General features: G+C 38.0%; 10 protein-coding genes. All 10 read left to right on the top strand.

What is annotated here, in order from left to right; translation table 11 throughout:
- The first annotated feature begins 129 nt into the window (after positions 1 to 129).
- Genes PNIG_RS09965 through pglZ form a run of 10 tightly spaced genes read left to right on the top strand, consistent with a single transcriptional unit; the run spans position 130 to position 19,542 of the window.
- Complete coding sequence (locus tag PNIG_RS09965) at positions 130 to 1,017, top strand: WYL domain-containing protein (protein WP_089368389.1); 888 nt, start codon at positions 130 to 132, stop codon at positions 1,015 to 1,017.
- Positions 1,018 to 1,641, top strand: a complete 624-nt coding sequence (locus PNIG_RS09960) for a DUF1819 family protein (RefSeq protein WP_208619482.1) — start codon at positions 1,018 to 1,020, stop codon at positions 1,639 to 1,641. It abuts the gene before it with no gap.
- Positions 1,641 to 2,246: a DUF1788 domain-containing protein gene (locus PNIG_RS09955; protein WP_089368388.1), complete on the top strand. Its 606-nt coding sequence runs from the start codon at positions 1,641 to 1,643 to the stop codon at positions 2,244 to 2,246. Before PNIG_RS09960 ends, PNIG_RS09955 begins: the two co-directional genes overlap by 1 nt.
- A gap of 35 nt (positions 2,247 to 2,281) precedes the next feature.
- Entirely contained in the window at positions 2,282 to 5,971 is a 3,690-nt protein-coding gene (gene brxC / locus PNIG_RS09950; RefSeq protein WP_089368387.1) for a BREX system P-loop protein BrxC, read from the top strand.
- Between the two features lie 12 nt (positions 5,972 to 5,983).
- Positions 5,984 to 7,726 carry a DUF262 domain-containing protein gene (locus PNIG_RS09945; RefSeq protein WP_089368386.1) on the top strand — a complete coding sequence of 581 codons (1,743 nt, stop codon included), beginning with the start codon at positions 5,984 to 5,986 and terminating at the stop codon, positions 7,724 to 7,726.
- A 12-nt stretch (positions 7,727 to 7,738) separates the two neighbouring features.
- Positions 7,739 to 11,407, top strand: coding sequence for a BREX-1 system adenine-specific DNA-methyltransferase PglX (gene pglX, locus PNIG_RS09940; protein WP_089368385.1), 3,669 nt, complete (start codon positions 7,739 to 7,741; stop codon positions 11,405 to 11,407).
- Position 11,408: 1 nt separating this feature from the next.
- Positions 11,409 to 12,308, top strand: coding sequence for a radical SAM protein (locus PNIG_RS09935; protein WP_089368384.1), 900 nt, complete (start codon positions 11,409 to 11,411; stop codon positions 12,306 to 12,308).
- A 17-nt stretch (positions 12,309 to 12,325) separates the two neighbouring features.
- On the top strand, positions 12,326 to 12,721 hold the full coding sequence (locus tag PNIG_RS09930; protein ID WP_089368383.1) for a DUF6375 family protein: 396 nt from the start codon (positions 12,326 to 12,328) through the stop codon (positions 12,719 to 12,721).
- Between the two features lie 3 nt (positions 12,722 to 12,724).
- Complete coding sequence (locus PNIG_RS09925; protein ID WP_089368382.1) at positions 12,725 to 16,801, top strand: NACHT domain-containing protein; 4,077 nt, start codon at positions 12,725 to 12,727, stop codon at positions 16,799 to 16,801.
- A gap of 2 nt (positions 16,802 to 16,803) precedes the next feature.
- On the top strand, positions 16,804 to 19,542 hold the full coding sequence (gene pglZ / locus PNIG_RS09920; protein WP_089368381.1) for a BREX-1 system phosphatase PglZ type A: 2,739 nt from the start codon (positions 16,804 to 16,806) through the stop codon (positions 19,540 to 19,542).

Below are 19,542 nucleotides of genomic sequence, written 5' to 3'. Positions count from 1 at the left end.
GTCAGTCTAAATAATATTTTATCTAAAGTGATATGAATTATGAGTGGATTTAAGATTCATCAAAAATTATTTGATATCTATTCACTTTATGAACATACTAGGTTCACTTAGTTGATTTTATAATTAGAAATGAATTTAAACGATATTGGCTTTACTCAAAAACAACGTTTGTCATACATTGATTTTAAACTTTTTTTTGTTGGATATGTTACGAGAGCTGAAATAGTTTCTTATTTCGAGAAAGGGTTAACCTCGGCTACTCGTGATATCAATTTCTATAAAGAGTTGTGCCCTGAAAATATGGTATATGACTCAAAAGAAAAGAGATATTTTCAAGCTGCGGGCTTTAGGCCCTTATTCACACATGACCCTCGCAAAACCCTTGTAAAACTTTCTAATCAAATAACTGATGGCTTTGATGCTATTGGCGATACGACATTCCCTGTCGAAGCGCCAAGCCAGTTAAATATTCCTGATATTTTTATTGTCGCAAAGTTGGTTCAAGCAGTAATTAATCAAAAAGCAGTTAATATCACTTACACCTCCCTAAGTAGCGGCTCAGGAGAAAGAGATATCGTTCCCCACAGTATCGTCGATAATGGTTTGCGCTGGCATGTGAGAGCTTATGATCGTAAATCTAACAGCTTTCGGGATTTTGTATTAACTAGAATCACAAAGGCCACATTGGAAAACTCGGAAATACAACCTTTGGAAGATAAGCTAAGCGATCATCAATGGATGCGTATGATGCCGTTGCAACTCGTTCCTCATCCTCATAATGTAAGGCACCCTACTGCTATCGCATTAGACTATGGAATGAAGGGAGATGAGCTGTCACTTAATGTCAGGGCTGCTATGGCTGGTTATCTATTAAGGCGTTGGAATGTTGATTGTACCGCTGATGCCGAGCTTGTTGGCGCTGAGTATCAATTATGGCTCAAAAATCGTCAAACGTTATTCGGTGCCGAAAACTTAGCAATTGCTCCAGGTTATGTACCAGAACTGGAAGAACTATAAATGACGACTGCAAATACAACACAAATGAAATCATATAGAGACTATCTCGGCGATCTCATTGGCGGCAGTTTAATGATCAAAGAAAGCCAGACCGTAGCTGAGCTATTACTTAAAAAACCGTCACAAGAAGAATGGCTAGAAGCCATTGTAAATCAGAATGTTTTACAAAAACGGTCAGACGCTTCAGCAAAGAGGAATGCGGCTACTATCAAAAAGCGTTTAGAAGATATGTCATACAAATATCTAGAACTAATCGCATTTGGTAGCACTGAGCTATCAACTCAGTTAATGTTTGCAGCTACGTTAATTAACTGCACATTACTTGCTGATTTTATGCGCAATGTAGTGTTAGATGCTAAACGTATGTTCCGTGAAAGTTTAGATGTAGCTGATTGGGAGTCTTTTTGGGATGAACGCATTAGATTATTCCCTGAGTTAGCTCAAATGTCAGAATCATCGACTTACAAAATTTCTCAAGTAGCTTTTAAAGCCATAGCTGACGCTGGTTATATAGAAACAACACGGAATAAAAAAATACAAAATGTATATTTGTTACCAGAAGTGAGAGACTTACTTCTAGAGATCAACAGAGACGATATTATTTCAGCGATGGAGTTGCACTAATGGTTGAGCTTAAAACCAAACAACAAAAACGACTTCACGAGCGGCTTGATGAAATTCAGCCCAAGATTGAAAGCGAAGATTTTTTAAAAAACCAAGGTTTAGGAAACGAGATTGGCTTTTACGTGTTCGACTACCCACCAGAGGCAGAATTAACTGTAAGAGAGCATCTAGAATACATGACAGAACGCCTTGATAAACGTGGGCGTAATTTTAGAAGCATCAACTTATTTGAAGCCATTATTGAATTGCTCGATTCCCGAAAACTTACTGAAAGAGCGTTTAAAGTACAAAAAGAGCGCGGTGATGATGCGCTATTCAACGCACTAAAGGGGCCTCTTGAGCAAAACCGAGTCGCTGAATTTATCGCCTCAAAAATCGACTTCGGCTCTTGTGAAAAAAATAAAACTGAGTTCATTTTACTTCATGGGCTTGGGAGCGCGTGGCCTATTATTCGTGGTCACGGCTTGTTAAACGCTCTACATGCTAAGGTAGGCAACGTACCAACGGTGCTCTTCTATCCTGGTGAGTACGACGGTACAGCGTTAAAGCCCTTTGGCAGAATCGAATCAAATAACTATTATCGTGCATTTAAACTAGTACCGTAAACGGACTTGCAATCAAACAACAAGGATAAAATAACATGCAAATTAAAGACTTATTTACTAAAGATATAAACCGACCAATTAATGGTGTTGTAAAAGCTGACCAATTAGAAAACAGCACTGTTTTTACCGAGCTAGATGAATATGTAATCACCACCGAATTAGCAAAACACTTCGAAGAGTTTTTTGATGCGTATATGCCTTCAGTGCGCGATCCAAAAGCAAAAGCTGCATCAGGCAAGTTAGGGATCTGGGTGAGTGGATTTTTTGGCTCAGGTAAATCTCATTTCATCAAAATATTGTCTTACCTTTTACAAAACATTCAAGCAACAAATGGTGAGTTTGATAAATCAGCTATCGAGTTTTTCAAAGATAAAAACCTAGATGGCTTCTTATTAGGTGAAATAGACACTGCGGTTACCAAAGATAATACCGTTATCCTTTTTAATATCGACAGCCGTGCCAACACCGATGACGGTGATGATGCAATTTTAAAAGTGTTCTTAAAAGTTTTTAACGAGCAAATGGGCTTCAGTGGTGATCACCCTCATATTGCGCACCTTGAACGCGAGTTAGACCAACGAGGTGTATTTGAACAGTTCAAACAAGAGTTCAATGCGTTAGCGTCTGCTAACTGGATTGAAGAAAGAGATGCTTACGATTTTTACCGCGATGACATGGCTGATGCGCTTGGTAAGGTAACTAATCAATCAACTGAATCAGCAAGGCAGTGGGTTGAGCAACTTGAAAACAACTTCACGTTAGACGTTAGCAACTTTTGTAAATGGGTAAAAGAATACCTAGATGTAAACTCAGACCGCCGAGTTTTGTTCTTTGTGGATGAAGTGGGGCAGTTCATTGGCAACAACACCCAGATGATGCTGAAACTTCAAACAATCACTGAAAACCTCGGTACTATTTGTGAAGGCCGTGCTTGGGTGGTGGTTACTTCTCAAGAAGACATCGATGCAGTTATAGGGCAAATGACAGGCTCAAAAGGTCACGACTTCTCAAAAATCCAAGGTCGCTTTGAACGCCTATCTCTTTCAAGTTCAAATACTAGTGAGGTGATAGAGAAACGTTTGTTATCAAAAGAAGATGCGGCTCGTATTGAACTCCAGGACTTGTATGATCAAAAGGGTGACATTCTAAGGAACCAGTTAGCTTTTGACAGTACAACAACCGCTGAGTTAGCTAACTATAAAGATGCAAGTAGCTTTATTAATAGCTATCCATTTGTACCTTATCATTATATTTTAGTTCAAAAAATATTTGAAGCTATTCGTAAAGCGGGTGCAACAGGCTTACATTTAAGCCGTGGTGAACGCTCTTTGTTAGATGCATTCCAAAGCGCTGCCAAACAAGTCCGAAATGAAAATGTCGGAGTTCTAATCCCGTTATATTTTTTCTATCCAGCTATCGAAAGCTTCCTCGATACATCTGTTAAAAAAGATATTGATCAGGCATCCGTTAAAGAATCTATATCGCCGTTCGCGCTGAATATATTAAAAACATTGTTTTTAATTCGTTATGTCGATGTAATTAAGTCAACGTTAGATAACCTTGTCACCCTGTGTGTAAGCAAAGTCGATGAAGACCGCCTAGCGTTAAGGCGCGAAATTGAGCAGGCTTTAAATGCCTTAGAGCTTAATATGCTTATCGCTCGCCAAGGTGACGAGTACATTTTCCTTACTAACGAAGAAAAAGAGATTGAGCAAGAAATCCAAAAAACTGAAATTGAATTATCTGATCAGACTAAAAAGATAAGCGATCTAATTTTTGATGATGTGCTGCGTCGTGAAGCGAACTATCGCTACCCAGAAAACAAACAAGATTTCCCTATCAGCCGTTTTTGTAATGGTAGCCCAAGAGATGGCTCTCAAGAAAACGACTTAGTAGTAAAAGTGATCACACCAAGAGATCCAAACTACGATGAATATACATCTACCGTATGTGCTAATCGTTCAATGGATGGCGATAGTGGCTCGATAATCATCAAACTGGCTGAAAGCAACAGAGTATTCAGAGACATCGAAACGTTTATCCGAACAAGTAAGTTTTTACGTGGTAACTCTGGTAAACGCCCAGAACAACAACAGTTACTTCATCAAAAAGCGACAGAAAACCAAGATCGAAATCGCCGCTTGATAGGAGAAGTAGAGGAGCTACTAAAAGATGCTGAATTTTACGCATTAGGTTCTAAACAAAATCCAAAAGGTGGAGCTGTAAGCTCAATACTTCAAGAGCTTTATCGCTACGTAATTGAAAACACATTCAGTAAATTAAAGTTAGTTAAACCATTTCCAGGTGATATACGCCGCGAAATTCAAAACACCTTAGTTGCAGACGATGTTAGTCAAATTGACCTCGATTTAAACGCTGATGAAATAAATCCGCTAGCCTCTTTGGAGGTAGAAAAGTTTATAACGCTTGGCGATGACACTGGTAGAGCTATTACCGCAGAAGACATTGTAAAACGGTTCTCAAAGCGTCCGTTTGGTTGGAATGATGAAGAAATTATTTTAATCATTTCGCGTTTAGCACTCGCTAACAAAATTTGCTTTCAAATGCGTCAGCAAGAAGTTCCTTTAAAAAGTGCATACGACAATCTAACACAAGTTAGAAAGCGCGCAGAGCTTCGTATTCGACGTATTAAACAACAGTCTGAAGCCAACTTAAACCGTGCAGCTAAATTGTTTAAAAACGTGTTTGGAAAAAATGCTCCAGACAGTGAAAAAGAGCTTTTTAATATTGCTCAAGCTAATATTAACACCATGAAAAAGAAGCTTGATGGCTTTGCCAATAAAGCATCAACGGGGCATTATCCAGGTGTAAAAGATATTGATAATGGCCGAGTATTGCTAGCAGGTTTAATTGAAGCACAATCAAGCTATCAGTTTATTGAATCATTCCTAGCTAATGGTGATGATCTACTTGATTTTGAAGAAGACTATCAAGATCTTGAAAACTTCTACGAGACTCAATTTTCAACTTGGCAAAAGTTATACAAAGCACTCACTATCGACTTTGACCGCAACCGCATAGCACTCGAAAAAGACGAAAGTGCGATAGCGGCGCTGCAAAAGTTAGAATCTATTTTTAATAAAGAACGCCCATACCGTGACATACGCGACGTAGAACCGCTTATTGAAAGTGTAAACAAAGTTAACGAGGCTTTATTAACTGAAAAGCGCACTCATGCAAAGGCAAGAATTGATATTCGTATTGAACATGTAACTGAGCAAATTAAAGCAGCAGGCGCGATAAATAGCGATATTAGCAATAAAGCGCTTTATCCACTTCAAAACGCTAAAAAGCGTGTTGATACGCTGCAAGGTATTGCTGAAATACATCAAGAGATCACAGAAGCAGCCACACTTGAAGAAGATGCTTACGAACTAATCAATAAGTTTATTGAACAGCAACAAAAACTCGCTGAGCAAAAAGCCAAAGAAGCAGCGCAAAAGGCTAAACAAGCCCCCGAATCGGTTCTTGGCTCAGGTATAGACTCAGAAAGTGGTGACTACAAACCAACAAAAACTGAGCCAAAAAAAGTAGCAGAACGAACACCGAAAAAAATAGTTTCTGTTGATACCTCAAGTGTAATGCGAGAGGTAAATGCCACAGGTGTTATTGAAACCGAGCAAGACATTGAGGACTATTTATCAGCGCTTAAAGCTAAATTAGCGAAGTTGGTTAACAGTAATAACAAAGTAAGAATTAGATAAGGATTTCTAAAAATGTATCAAAACGGCGGCACAATAAAATCATTGTTGGATAAAGTACAAGAGAAAAACCTTGTACTACCAGCTATTCAGAGAGAGTTCGTCTGGAAGCCAGAACAGATATGTAGCTTGTTTGATAGCTTACTTCAGGGTTATCCAATAGGAACATTTTTATACTGGAAAATAAAACCAGAAAATCGTAATGCTTATCAGTTTTACGAATTTGTACAAAACTACCATCAAAGGGATGCTAGTCATTGTCCCAGGTTAATAGATATTCCTGAGCATGAGTTTGTTGCTGTTTTGGATGGTCAGCAACGTGTTAGTTCGCTCAACATAGGTCTTAATGGCTCTTATCATCAAAAAATAGCGGGTAAGTGGTGGTCAAGCGATGATGCATTCCCTGAAAAATTACTTTATTTGAATCTATTAGGTGAGCCAAACCTTGATGAAGGAACTGAGTATGACTTTCAGTTTTTGACCAAAGAAAAAGCAAAAAACTCTAACAATACAGCACACTGGTTTTTAGTATCTCGTATTATGACCGAAGATCTTGATGATCTGACAGACGAACTAGATGAGTTCATAGATGATAAATCGTTAGTAAAGATAGCTAGAAACAACATACGATTATTGTTCAGGACAATTCACGATAAGCCTCTTATTTCTTATTACGAAGAGGAAAATCAAAGTTTAGAAAGAGTCTTAAGTATTTTTATCCGCATGAACAGTGGAGGTACGCCGCTGTCATACAGTGACCTTCTACTCTCGATTGCAGTTGCGCAGTGGTCAAACTTAGATGCTAGAGAAGAGATTCATTCTTTGGTAGACGAGTTAAATTCTATTGGGGATGGCTTTGCTTATAGCAAAGATTTAGTTCTTAAAGCTGGTCTTATGCTATCCGATATTGGCAGCGTTGGTTTTAAAGTTGAGAACTTTAATAAAACGAATATGGAAAAGTTAGAATCTAATTGGGAAGCGATAAGAGACTCGTTAAGATTGGCTACTAGCTTGCTTGCTAGCTTTGGTTTCAATGGTCAAAATTTAAGAGCTGATAGTGCTATATTGCCCATTGCCTATTTTTTACACTTTCATAAACGAACCAACGAGTATTTGTCTAAAAGCCAATATGCCACTGATCGAGAAAATTTAAGACTATGGTTGGTTAAGTCGTTACTAAAAGCTTCGGGAATTTGGGGAAGTGGTTTAGATACACTTTTAACGGGCATTCGAGCTGTGATCCAAAAGTCCGATGGTAAAGTTTTTCCAGTTGAAAAAATTGAGGCATTTATGACCTCTCGTGGGAAATCGTTGAAGTTTGAAGAAGAAGAAATTGAAGAATTAGCAGAACTAGAATATGGAAATAAAAGAACTTATGCACTGCTATCGGTGTTGTTTAGTGGCTTTGACTTTTCACACCATTTTCATGTCGATCATATTTACCCAAAAAGCTTATTCAGCAAAAAGTTATTGAGACAAGAAGGACTGAACGAAGAGCAAATCGATAAATATCAAATATTAGTCAACTCCCTTGCAAACCTTCAATTGTTAGAAGGTACAATTAACAACGAAAAACGCCAGAAAATGCCTGCTGATTGGTACAAGTTAATCTGGCCTGACGAAACAGCAAGAAACCTTCACTTGGAAAGACAAGCAATAACTTATTTGCCAGAGTCACTACTTGATTTCGAACAATTTTGCTTCCAGAGAAAAGAAACCCTTATATCCCGTATTAATCAAGTATTAAACCAAAGTTAGGGAAAACGATAAATGAATACTAAAAACCTAAAAGCATACGCACCTAAAGCGCGTAAACAGTTTATTGAAGCCGTTAAAAAACGTGCAGCTCACTTTGGTATATACGAAGACCGAGTAGAAGACGTCCGTATAGAAGGCGGTGCAGCCATAATTGAAGGCCGTGCCTTTACTCGCAAAGAAGGTGAGCAACGTAAACGTTTAGAAAGCAAACTAGCAGAACGTGGCTATGACATGTTCACGCGTGAAATTGCCTACACATGGTTTAACCGCCTTGCCGCACTGCGTTATATGGAAATACACGATTACTTTGATCATGGTTTTCGTGTACTTTCTCATCCCACTAACCAAGGTGGCCTACCTGAAATTTTAAATCATGCATCCGATGTGGCTGAAAGTTTAAATTTAGATAAAGACCATATTATTGAGCTACAGCTTGCGGGTGATAAAGAAGAAGAGTTGTATCGTGAATTGCTATTAGGCCAATGTCACCAACTCGCTAAAATTATGCCTCAAATATTTAAAGGCTTAGCGTTTGAGGCGATTGATGACGCAACCGAGTTATTGCTGCCAAACAACCTAACCAAAACTGATTCTATTTTAAAAGGGCTAATCAACGATATACCAGAAGAAGACTGGCAAGAGATTGAAGTTATTGGATGGCTTTATCAGTTTTACATATCAGAGCACAAAGACTCTGTAATGGGTAAAGTGGTTAAGTCAGAAGATATACCCGCTGCTACTCAGTTATTTACACCAAACTGGATTGTTAAATACCTAGTGCAAAACTCGGTGGGTAGGCAGTGGTTAGCCACTTACCCTGACTCAGACCTTAAAGACAAAATGGAATATTACATTGAGCCTGCTGAACAGTCTGAAGATGTTATTGAACAGCTAAAAGCCATTACGCCAACAAGCATCGACCCAGAAGAAATCAAAGTGCTAGACCCTGCATGTGGTTCAGGGCATATCTTGGTTGAAGTGTATGAAGTTTTACGTGAAATCTATTTAGAGCGTGGTTACCGCCTTCGTGAAATACCCGAACTAATTCTTACCAAAAATATTTATGGTTTAGATATAGACGACCGTGCAGCACAGCTTGCTGGTTTTGCATTAATGATGAAAGCGCGTGAAGATGACAGGCGAATTTTTCAACGAGTTGAAGACGGTGAAGTAACCCTTAATGTGTACTCATTACAATCAACCGAGCACCTTGATATACACAAGCTTTGGAATGCGCTTGATTTAGAGGGAAAACATCAAAGTGGCACAACTGCAGGGTTATTTGATGAGGTAGTACAGCCAAGTGACTTTGCTTACAACGAACAAAGCGAAAAAACGATACCTGCGCAAGCAGGTATTTATGCTGATTATTACCATTTACTACAAATATTGAAAACAGAATTCTTAAAAGCTAAAACATTTGGCTCGTTGATACATATTGATAATCAACATTTACAACAATTATTAGCATTAAAAAAATTATTGCAAGTAAAAGAGAGAGGTTCAGACCCTGCTGCCAAACAAGCTGTGCTGGAAGTTTTACCTTTTGTAAATCAGTCTATTTTAATAGCTCAGCGCTATGACTCTGTGATTGCTAACCCTCCTTATATGGGGAGTAATGGTATGAATGCAGAACTAAAAGAATTTGCTAAAAAGCGCTTTCCAAATTCTAAAGCTGACTTATTTGCGATATTTATGGAGCGCGCTTTTGAGCTTTTAACGGATCATGGTTTCAACGCACAAGTTAATATGCAATCTTGGATGTTCTTATCGAGTTATGAAAAACTACGTCAATGGCTTATAGAGACAAATACATTTGTCACCATGGCGCACTTAGGCGCAAGAGCGTTTGGGCAAATTTCAGGTGAAGTTGTTCAAACAACCGCTTGGGTAATGAGCAATCTTCACCTTGAATCTTATCAGCCTTCTTTTTTTCGTTTAATTGATGGTAACGAGGATAAAAAGCGAGAAGCTTTAGTAAATAAGGAAAATTGTTACAATCAAACTAAACAATGTGATTTTAGGAAAATACCTAACCAGCCGATAGCGTACTGGACTGATTCTAATGCAATAAAAGCTTACGGAAATGAAATGTTATCAAAGCACTTAGTATCAGATGGATCAGTTAAAACAGGGAATAACGAAAAATTCATCCGTTTTTTATGGGAAATTGACTTCAGTGAGATCGGCAAAAACTCAAAGTGGCGAATGCATCCGAAAGGTGGTGAGTATAGGAAGTGGTTTGGTAATACTGAGAGTGTAATCTTATGGTCAGAAGATGCGAGGCGGCACTATAAGAAAGATAAAATAGCGCGTATTTTAGATGAAAGGTATTGGGATCGAAAAGGTATATCATGGTCTGCGGTTAGTAGTGGGAAGCCATCATTTAGAGTCCTTGAAAAAGAATCGGTGGCAAATAATGCAGCCTTGTGTATTTTTCCTGAAATACTTTCAAATGAGTTTTATCTATCTTTTCTGAATTCAGTTGTCTTTGACTATTTTGTAAAAGTAAATACTCAGTCAGTAAATTATCTAGTCGGCGATGTTCTGAATGTACCCATTATTGATTTTAATGATGACGATTTAATAAGTTGTACAAAAGAAGCTATCAGGATTGCAAAATTAGATTGGGATAGTCAGGAAACTTCACTTAAATTTTCGAAAAGTGAGTTTATTGTCAATCGAGGGAACACAAGATTGGCTGATTTATCTAAACAAATATTTAATCAAGATAAAGAATTATCCTTTTTACTTAGAAACATCGAAAGTAATATAAATCGAATTTTTGTAGAAAAATTTGAGTTAAAAGAACTTCTCGAAAGTGAAGTGTCTATCGAAGAAATTTCATTAATTAATAATGTAAGTTTTGATAAAGGGTTTAAAGGAGACGAAAGACTCTACCTATCAAATAAGTTTGTTAAGATATTAAGTTATTTCATTGGTTGTGCAATGGGTCGCTATTCCCTGGATATAGAAGGGGTTCTGTATGCTCATTCCGAAAATGTAGGTTTTAAAGAGTTAGAAGCCGAAGGCGTATATAAAACTTTCCCAGCCGATGATGATGGCATTATTCCATTAGCTTCAGAAGAATGGCTATTTGATGATGATGCAACCTCTCGTTTTAAAGAGTTCGTTAAAACTATTTGGGGTGACAACCATTTATCTGAAAATCTGGAGTTTGTTGCTGAAAGCTTATGCTTACATGCATTGAAGCCTAAGAAGGGCGAAAGTGCTATGGAAACCATTCGTCGTTACTTCTCGACACAATTCTTTAAAGATCATTGTAAGACATACAAAAAGCGTCCTATCTATTGGTTATTTAGTTCAGGTAAAGAAAAAGCCTTTGAGTGTTTAGTGTATCAGCACCGTTATAACGAAGGTACGTTATCACGTATGCGTACCGAGTACGTCACACCGTTAATGGGTAAGTACGATGCTCAGCATACTTTGCTGTCTGAGCAACAACTACAAGCCACAGGCACGGAAGCTCGTGGTATTGAAAAAGACTTAAAGTCACTTGAGAAGAAACAAGCCGAACTTCGCACCTTCGATGAGCAACTCAAACATTACGCCGAAAAACGCATTACGCTCGATTTAGACGACGGCGTAAAAGCCAACTATGGCAAATTTGGCAACTTATTAGCCGATGTAAAAGCCATCCACGGAAAGGCGGTCAAATAATATGGCGGGTACATATAAAGTGCGATATGGCCCAGATGGAGTTCATCTTTTTGATAGGACTACAGGAACCAATATCTTAATGGATGAGATATTGGTTCCTGAGAGAGAATGGTCTAAATCCCCTCGTCAGGTATCTATCGCATTAACTAATTTATGTAACTTAAATTGTACTCACTGTTATGCCCCTAAGTCGTCTTCAGAGCTAGATTTAAGCACTTTACAACAATGGTTAGTAGAGCTTGATAAAAACGGTTGTTTTGGTGTTGGTTTTGGCGGTGGTGAACCAACCCTTTATAAGGGGTTTGTTGAGCTATGTGAGTTTGGTTCAAGAGAAACAGAGCTAGCGATTACTTTTACTACTCATGGACACACGTTGACAGAAAAACTAATTGGTAAATTAAAAGGCCATGTGCACTTTATTCGAGTAAGTATGGACGGTGTAGGTGGAAACTATGAATCTATCCGTGGAAAAAAATTTACTGACTTATTACATTCCTTATCTTTACTTCAAGATCAAATCTCGTATGGAATTAATTATGTTGTTAACGCTACTACTATCAATGATCTAGACAGAGCCGTTGCTATTTGCGAGAAATTCGGTGCCTCCGAGCTATTACTACTGCCTGAGGTTTGTTCAGGTTTGGGAGCGGGCATAGACGAGCTATCCCTAAAAGCTCTTCATCAGTGGGCTAAAGATTATAAAGGCTCAGTGAGGCTGTCCGTTAGCGAGCCATTTAAAGCCGAATTTCAAGTTATAGAGCCTTGTATCAAGGAAAATGATATTCAGTCTTATATTCATATCAATGCAAATGCTGAAGTAAAACGTAACTCGTTTACAAATGATTGTGTTTTGATAGGGACAAATGGTGTTCTCAGTGCACTTGAGAAATTAGCGATATAGGTAGAGGAAAAATTATAATGAAAATATGGACTTCTTATGGTTCTGAGCATTCTATGAATTTAGTTATGGTTGGTACTTTTAAAACAGCTGAAGATGCGACAGAAGCAAAAGAATTATCTGAACGCTTGAGCGACAATTTACAGCATCAAGTAGAGCTTGATGGACAAACAACTCGGTTCCCAGATGAAGTTAGGGATATTTTGTGGAAAGAAAATTTTCATATTTTAAGTCCACAAGAGGTAGAGCACTTCTCTTATGAGCACTGGATTGAACAAGAGGGCGAAAAGCTAATCTTTAAAACGGAGGAAACTGAGTTTTCAGCCTTCTTAAAACTGTTTATTGATAAAGGAGCAAAAGTAGAAGTTTATTCTGCACATAACTTTCCTGATGAACTACATGGCAGAGGAAAATAGTAAATGCCAGCACTTAATTGGGAAAAGTTTAAAGAATGTTCAGGTGATGTACGAATAAATTTTGAGAATTTGTGTCGAGGTATTGTTCGTGCTCATTTCGGTGGGTATGGTCAGTTTAAAGCATTAAAAAATCAACCTGGAGTTGAATATCATATAAAACTATCCAAAGACTGCCCCTCTTTAGGTGACTCAACAAGGTGGTTTGGTTGGCAGTGTAAATGGTTTGAGTTAAACAAAGACAGTAGCTTAAAAGCAGCAAGTAAAAATGATATTGAAGACTCACTAAAGAAAACAATTACTCATGTGCCTAACTTAACAGACTGGGTATTGTGGACACCTTTTACGTTATCAACTAAAGATCAAACTTGGTTCGAAGGGTTGGAAAGAAACTACCCATTTAAGCTACATCTTTGGGCGGAAGAGGAGCTTGATAATTGGCTATCAGGCCCCGCTGAAATGTTACGGAAAACATACTTTGGTGAATTAGTTCTATCATTTGAGGCATTACAAGAGCAGCATGATAGAAGCATTGCTCCAATTAAAGATAGATGGCTGGCCCCTATCCACCAAATCACACAAGCTGAGCATGAGGTGCGCAGGGCATTAGTTACTCCTTCAGCTTATCAAGAGTTTAAAACCATTAGACAAAGCTTAAGCCAATGTCGATCAAATATCTTAAAATTTGAATCTAAGTTAAAGGATGAGGCTAAGCTTTTAGGCGAATTTATAAGTTGTTCTAATGAGTATTTGGATATTTTAGACAACCTAGAAACAATGCTTTTTGACGGGGACATTGAGTCACTTCATGAATGGCTAACTAGTTCTACACTTTTTATTTCAGATAGTACGAAACGTTTTGTCCGAGTGTTAAGAAAGCTCAAACTGCCTATTGCTCTTGATGCTGCTAATGCATTGGATGATATGTTTCTCGCTAAACGATTGTTTAATTCTATAGATGAAAAACTAAAAGTGACATTAATAGCCGTTTTAGCTGATGCTGGAGGTGGTAAAACTCAACTCTCGGCACAACTTTCATCAGCTAACCAAGGTGCTGTTTGTGGGATCTATATTCAAGGTAAGTTTTTAGATAAAGCAAGCTCTCTAGACTCTTTAGCCAAAAGATACAAAATCAATGGTGCGAGCGTTGGTACATTTGAAGAGTTAGTTTCTGCATTAAACTCAGCGGGACAACGTGCAAAATGTAGGCTACCAATTGTTATAGATGGTCTGAATGAGGCTGAAGATCCAAGAGTTTGGAAAGATGAATTAGCCTCGATATTACCAGTATTGGAAAACGCTAAAAACGTACTATTAGTATGTACACTAAGAACTGGTGAACTACCCCGACGCGGTCACTTTCAACGACAGCATGTCGATCAAAGAGAGTCGTTTGCAGTTCAAGCGCTGCCTAAAGGTATAGTTAAAATTGAAATGGACGGTTTTGGTGAGTATACAGTCAAAGCTATTAGAGACTACCTAAACTATTATAAAATTGATGCTGGCGATGCTACTTTACCAATTAATTTCTTCAAGCGTCCAATTACATTAAGAATATATTGTGAGGTCACTAATCCTGATAGAACTGGGATAGTTAAGGTAAATCAATTCCCTACATCTTTGCCCGAAATCTTTGGCAAGTATATTGACTATTCATGTACAAAAATAAGCGGCATGACTCACATTCCTCAACAGTATTCAGAGTCTGATATTAGGTTAGCTTTGTATTACTTGGGGCAGTGTTGGTGGGAATCTAATAGTAGATCCTGTGATGAAAAAGCGTTTAAAAAGCTGGTACAAGATGATGTTGTTTGGGATGCAAGTTTAGTAAACCTTTTATCTCAAGAAGGGATCATCTTCAGGAATCCTGGAGATCGGCCTGGGCAGTTTGAGCTAATACCTGTATATGATGCATTTGGTGGCTTTCTAATTGCTGATTTTCTAATTCAATCTAATCCAAGAGATAACAGTTTATCATGGTTTAACACTGAGGAAGCTTTAGAGAAATTTGGGGGAAATGAAAATCACTATTTATCGAGTGATATTTTTAGATCCTTAACTTCTCTTGTTCCGAAACAATTTTATGGTGCCCAGTTATGGACGCTCGTGCCTCAAGAATATAAAGTTTCAGCGCTTTTAGGTGTATTTGAAATTCAACCTAGTTTAATCGATCAAGATTCTACTGATGAAATAGTATATTGCTTTCAACAAGACACAGAATTAAGAGGTGAAATATTCAATCGGTTATTGGGGGTTAGAAGTAATAAAGATAACCCTCTTAATTCGAAATTTTTAACACAGCTATTAAAAGGCTTATCTGTCAGCGAGCGAGATCTATGCTGGACTGAATGGATAAGGAAAAACTTAGATAAGCTTGCACCAAATGTTGCTAGGCTACGCAGAAAATGGGCAGATACGAACACTAAAGTTTCTGAATCTGATAGATTAATTGCAGAATTTCTGATGTGGTCTCTTACTACGACTCATAGACAGTTTAGAGACGATATCACAAGTGCTCTATATCAGTTTGGATTAAAAGCACCAGAACATTTATTTCAGTTAACACTTGAGTCTTCGAGTATTAACGATCCTTATGTATTTGAGAGAATGCTCGCCGCATCTTACGCAGTTGTTTTAAATGCTAAATTCTTGAACTTACCTGTTGATGCTAATGGGTTTACTGAACAAATTAAAAGTTCGTTTTATTGTATGGACTCTGAAATTTATACCTCTCACTTTATGATTGGGAAATATATACAAAATATTTTACACCTGTCAGGAACATCCTTTACTGCCGAGCAAACTGAGATGAAACAAACCCTCGAAAGCCAATTCAATAGCTCTAGGGGGAAAGTAAACTGGAAAGAGAGAATAAAACATCCATTTGGAATGGACTTTGAAAATTACACTATTGGCAGGCTTGTACCAAATAGAGGAAATTATAATTACAGCCATACAGGATATATTCAAGTAAAGGAACAGATGCTTTGGCGCATTATGGAGCTGGGGTGGGACGAAAAGTTTAACGAAGTAGATTCTCGTATTGCTTCCATGCAACACCACCCAAGAATTGGCAGGCAGGAAGAGAAAATTGACCGCTATGGTAAAAAATATGCGTGGATTGCATATGATGAGATGGCTGGAGTTCTTATAACTAGAAAACAACTTGATGATGATTGGGACTACCCAGCGGCCGAGCTTGATCTTAGTTTTATACCTATTAGGAAGGCAGAAAGTGAAGTAGGGGTTGAAGCTTTAGAGTTAGATGTTCAGCCTGATGACACATGGTTAAACTTAAAGAGTGCACCTTCTAATATTGTTGAATACCTCACTACGGCAGAAAATGGAGTAGAATTTGTTTTATTAGATGGTACGTTTGATAAACAAGAACCTCAATATAACAGAACCGTATTTGCTCAAATGCGTGGATATTTTGTAGTTAATACGAAAGTTGATGAGATTATCGAGCACTATAATAAATGTGAATTTTCGTCAAACCACTTACCTGAAAAAGCTTCGTCTTACAATGTTACTTTTAAAGAGTTTGTGACATTACTCCCAGATACTTCGCTTACTGAAGATAGTTTTGATTTTATTATAGGCACAGAGCATAAAGAAATTGAGAGTCCTAGTTTTAACGTTAATGAAGAAAGTTTAGAAATAGACTTAGAGAATATTGAAAAACGAATAATTGATGTACCTAAGTACCACTCTATAGCCTGCGATTGCACTGCTGTGTCCGTCTCTAAAAGTATAAACGAAGAATCGGAGGGCAGCGTTCGTACAGTCAGTCCCCGATTAATTAAAGAATTTGAATTACGCGGGCAGAGCCAAGGTTTTGATTTAGTTGATAAGCAGGGCCAACTTGCAACGTTAATAAAAGGTAATCAAAAGAACACATACAAAAACTATGAAGAATTTTTGTACATACGAAAAAACCTATTAGATGAGTATTTACGAAATAATGATCTTTCACTCATATACGTGAATTGGGGTGAACGCCAAATTAAGTCTGATGATAGAAATATTCAATATAACGTTTTTCATGACGTTACTTTTTATTTGCCTGAGGCGGTTAAGTAATAATGAATCTAGAACAATTAAAACAAGGCATATTAGCCAAATTTGAAAAGTGCCGACTGGTATTTTGGCAAGACGAAGACATCGAGTTTAAAGAGCAGTTGCCACTAATAAACGACGAACTTAATAGCAGTGATGTAGAGTTTATTGAGCTTGATGAGTGTTCACATTTTGAAATAAAACAGCGTATTGAGTTAAAAGAAGCAAACTCAAAGTTTTTGTTGTACAGCAATAAATCGCAAAGCGAGCCATCACGTGATTGGCTGTATGATATTCGCTTATACGCAGAGCAGTTTTATGCTGATTCAAGCTCAATGATATTGAATGAGTTAGGTATGAGAATGGAGTTTCGCCAAGATATAGGCCGCTATAAGAAATTTTTTGGGAACCAGCAGCGATATAACAAGCTAAAGCGGTTACTACCAGAGGGCGCAGATAAACAAACATTAGAGCTTTCGATGATTGCTGTTATAGCTAAGGTAGAAACGGTTTCTTTTACTGCGGCTTTTTATCAATTAATTAAGTTGTATGCCGAGCAGCCAGAAAAAGCAGATGAGTTGCTATCTGATTTAAATAAATTTGAGCTTGGTAAAGTGTTTTGGCTGTTAGCTGTTGAAGAGTTTGGCTTTGTTGCCAAATGTTTATGGCTTGATGATAAAGCTACTAGTGCACAACTCGTTATGTTCAAAGACTTATTGACCAAGTTATTAGTCACTGATTGCTACCAAGCGTTGCAGTCGTCTGGCGTTACTGTTCAAGCCACGAGTTTTGCCTCAAGCCTTTCTGCACATACTTTACCTATGAGCTTAAGTGATGAAGAAACAACAGCACTGCCAAAGAGCGTAAAAGAGTTGCTATTGAACGCGGCCTCTAAACGCGCATCTGTGGTTAACTTTGTGTCGTCTTGGCGAGAGAGCAGAACGTTATCGGATTCATATAATGTTGTGGCATCTGAAGTTGCCCAAGAGCTAGAAATTAAGAATAAACTTGCCGAGTTTAAACATCCGTCGGAGCTAATACATGTTGAAACCTTTGTTGAAGCGGATCAGCAGTTAATTAAATCGTTAGCAACGGATTTACCTGCATATAACGCTGTTGAAATTAATGAATGGGTTTCGAAAAAGTTACGCAGCCATTGGTGCTCACCAGGCTCACATAAAGATAGTGCTAACTATGCGGCTATTTATACGGCATTAAGAGCCGCTAAAGAGTTCTATGACTTAAAAGAAAAGCACATTGATGGTTTGGCCTTTGAAAGTGCTAGGAGTCTTTACAAGGCATATGAAACGGAGCTTTATAAGTTTGACCATGCGTATCGTATTTTTAGTGAAAACTCGATTGAAATTAGTAAAAACGGCTCTGATATTTTAAAAGCAACAGGTCTTGTTGAAGATATTGAACACTTATATGTTGATTGGTACTTGCATGATTTAGCGATTGTTTGGGGTAAGCTAGTTGATGATGAAAACTTACTTGATAATTGGAGTCTAGCTGGAATAAACAATCAGCAAAACTTCTTCCGTGAAGAAGTAAAAGGTGTATTAAGCAAAACTCAAACTAAACGGGTTTTTGTGATTATTTCCGATGCACTTCGATACGAGGTAGCGCATGATATTCACCAGCAGATTAACGATGAAAAACGCTTTAAATCTGAGATTAAGTCTCAGTTAGGCGTTGTGCCTTCTTATACTCAATTGGGGATGGGTAGCTTGTTACCTCACCAGAAGCTGACAGCTCACCTTGGCACTAAGCCAGAATATAAAGCTGATGGCATGTCTGTGCATGGGCATGACAACCGCCATAAGATTCTTGAAAAGCATGGCGGTGTTGCTTTTAAAGCGGATGAGGTCCTTAACTGGACAAATCAAGAAGGCCGAGACAAAGTGCGTGATACTCAGGTGGTATATATTTATCACGATGAGATTGACGCAATAGGTGATAAGCAAGTAACTGAGAACCAAACCTTTGAAGCCGCTCGCGATGCCGTTGATGAAATCAAGCAATTGATTGGTCGTATCATTAATCGCTTAAACGGTAGTAGAGTGCTTGTTACCGCTGATCATGGTTTCTTGTTTAAAATGACGGACGTGACCGATTCAGATAAAACTGCGCTTAAATCAAAACCAGCAGGCACAACCGAAGCCAAAAAGCGTTATGTAATAGGCTCAAACTTACCTACAGACAGCTATTACTGGACTGGCAAATTGGCTAATACTGCTGGCGTAAATGTTGAAGGTGGTGATGATGCTGAGTTTATGATCCCTAGGGGAAGTAACCGCTTTAACTTTGTTGGTGGGGCCAAGTTTATTCATGGTGGCATTATGCCACAGGAAATTTGTGTTCCTGTTCTTCAAATTAGAGAGTTAGATACAAAGGCTCAAACGAAACACGCAAAGCAGAAAGTAAACGCTGTTCCGCTCAATAATCCTGTGAAAATAGTATCTAATATCGATAGGATCAAATTCCTTCAAACAGATCCGGTAGGCGAGAAATTTAAGGCCCGTGAATTAGAAATATGGATTGAAGATTCCGATGGGAAAAAGGTAAGTTCACGTGAAAAGGTATTGTTTGAATCGACTTCAGAGAAGATGGACGATCGTAAACGCAACGTACAAATAAAATTAGAAGGTAGCGGCTTTGACCGCACAGTGAGCTACAAGCTAATGATGGAAGATACAGAGAGCAAAGTAAAAACAACACACTCTGTGATTATTGATTTAGCTTTTGAAGACGACTTTTTTTAG

Source organism: Pseudoalteromonas nigrifaciens (assembly GCF_002221505.1).
Classification (GTDB): domain Bacteria; phylum Pseudomonadota; class Gammaproteobacteria; order Enterobacterales; family Alteromonadaceae; genus Pseudoalteromonas; species Pseudoalteromonas nigrifaciens.
Note: the sequence above shows the minus strand (reverse complement) of the source record. Positions and strands in the feature narration are given on the sequence as shown.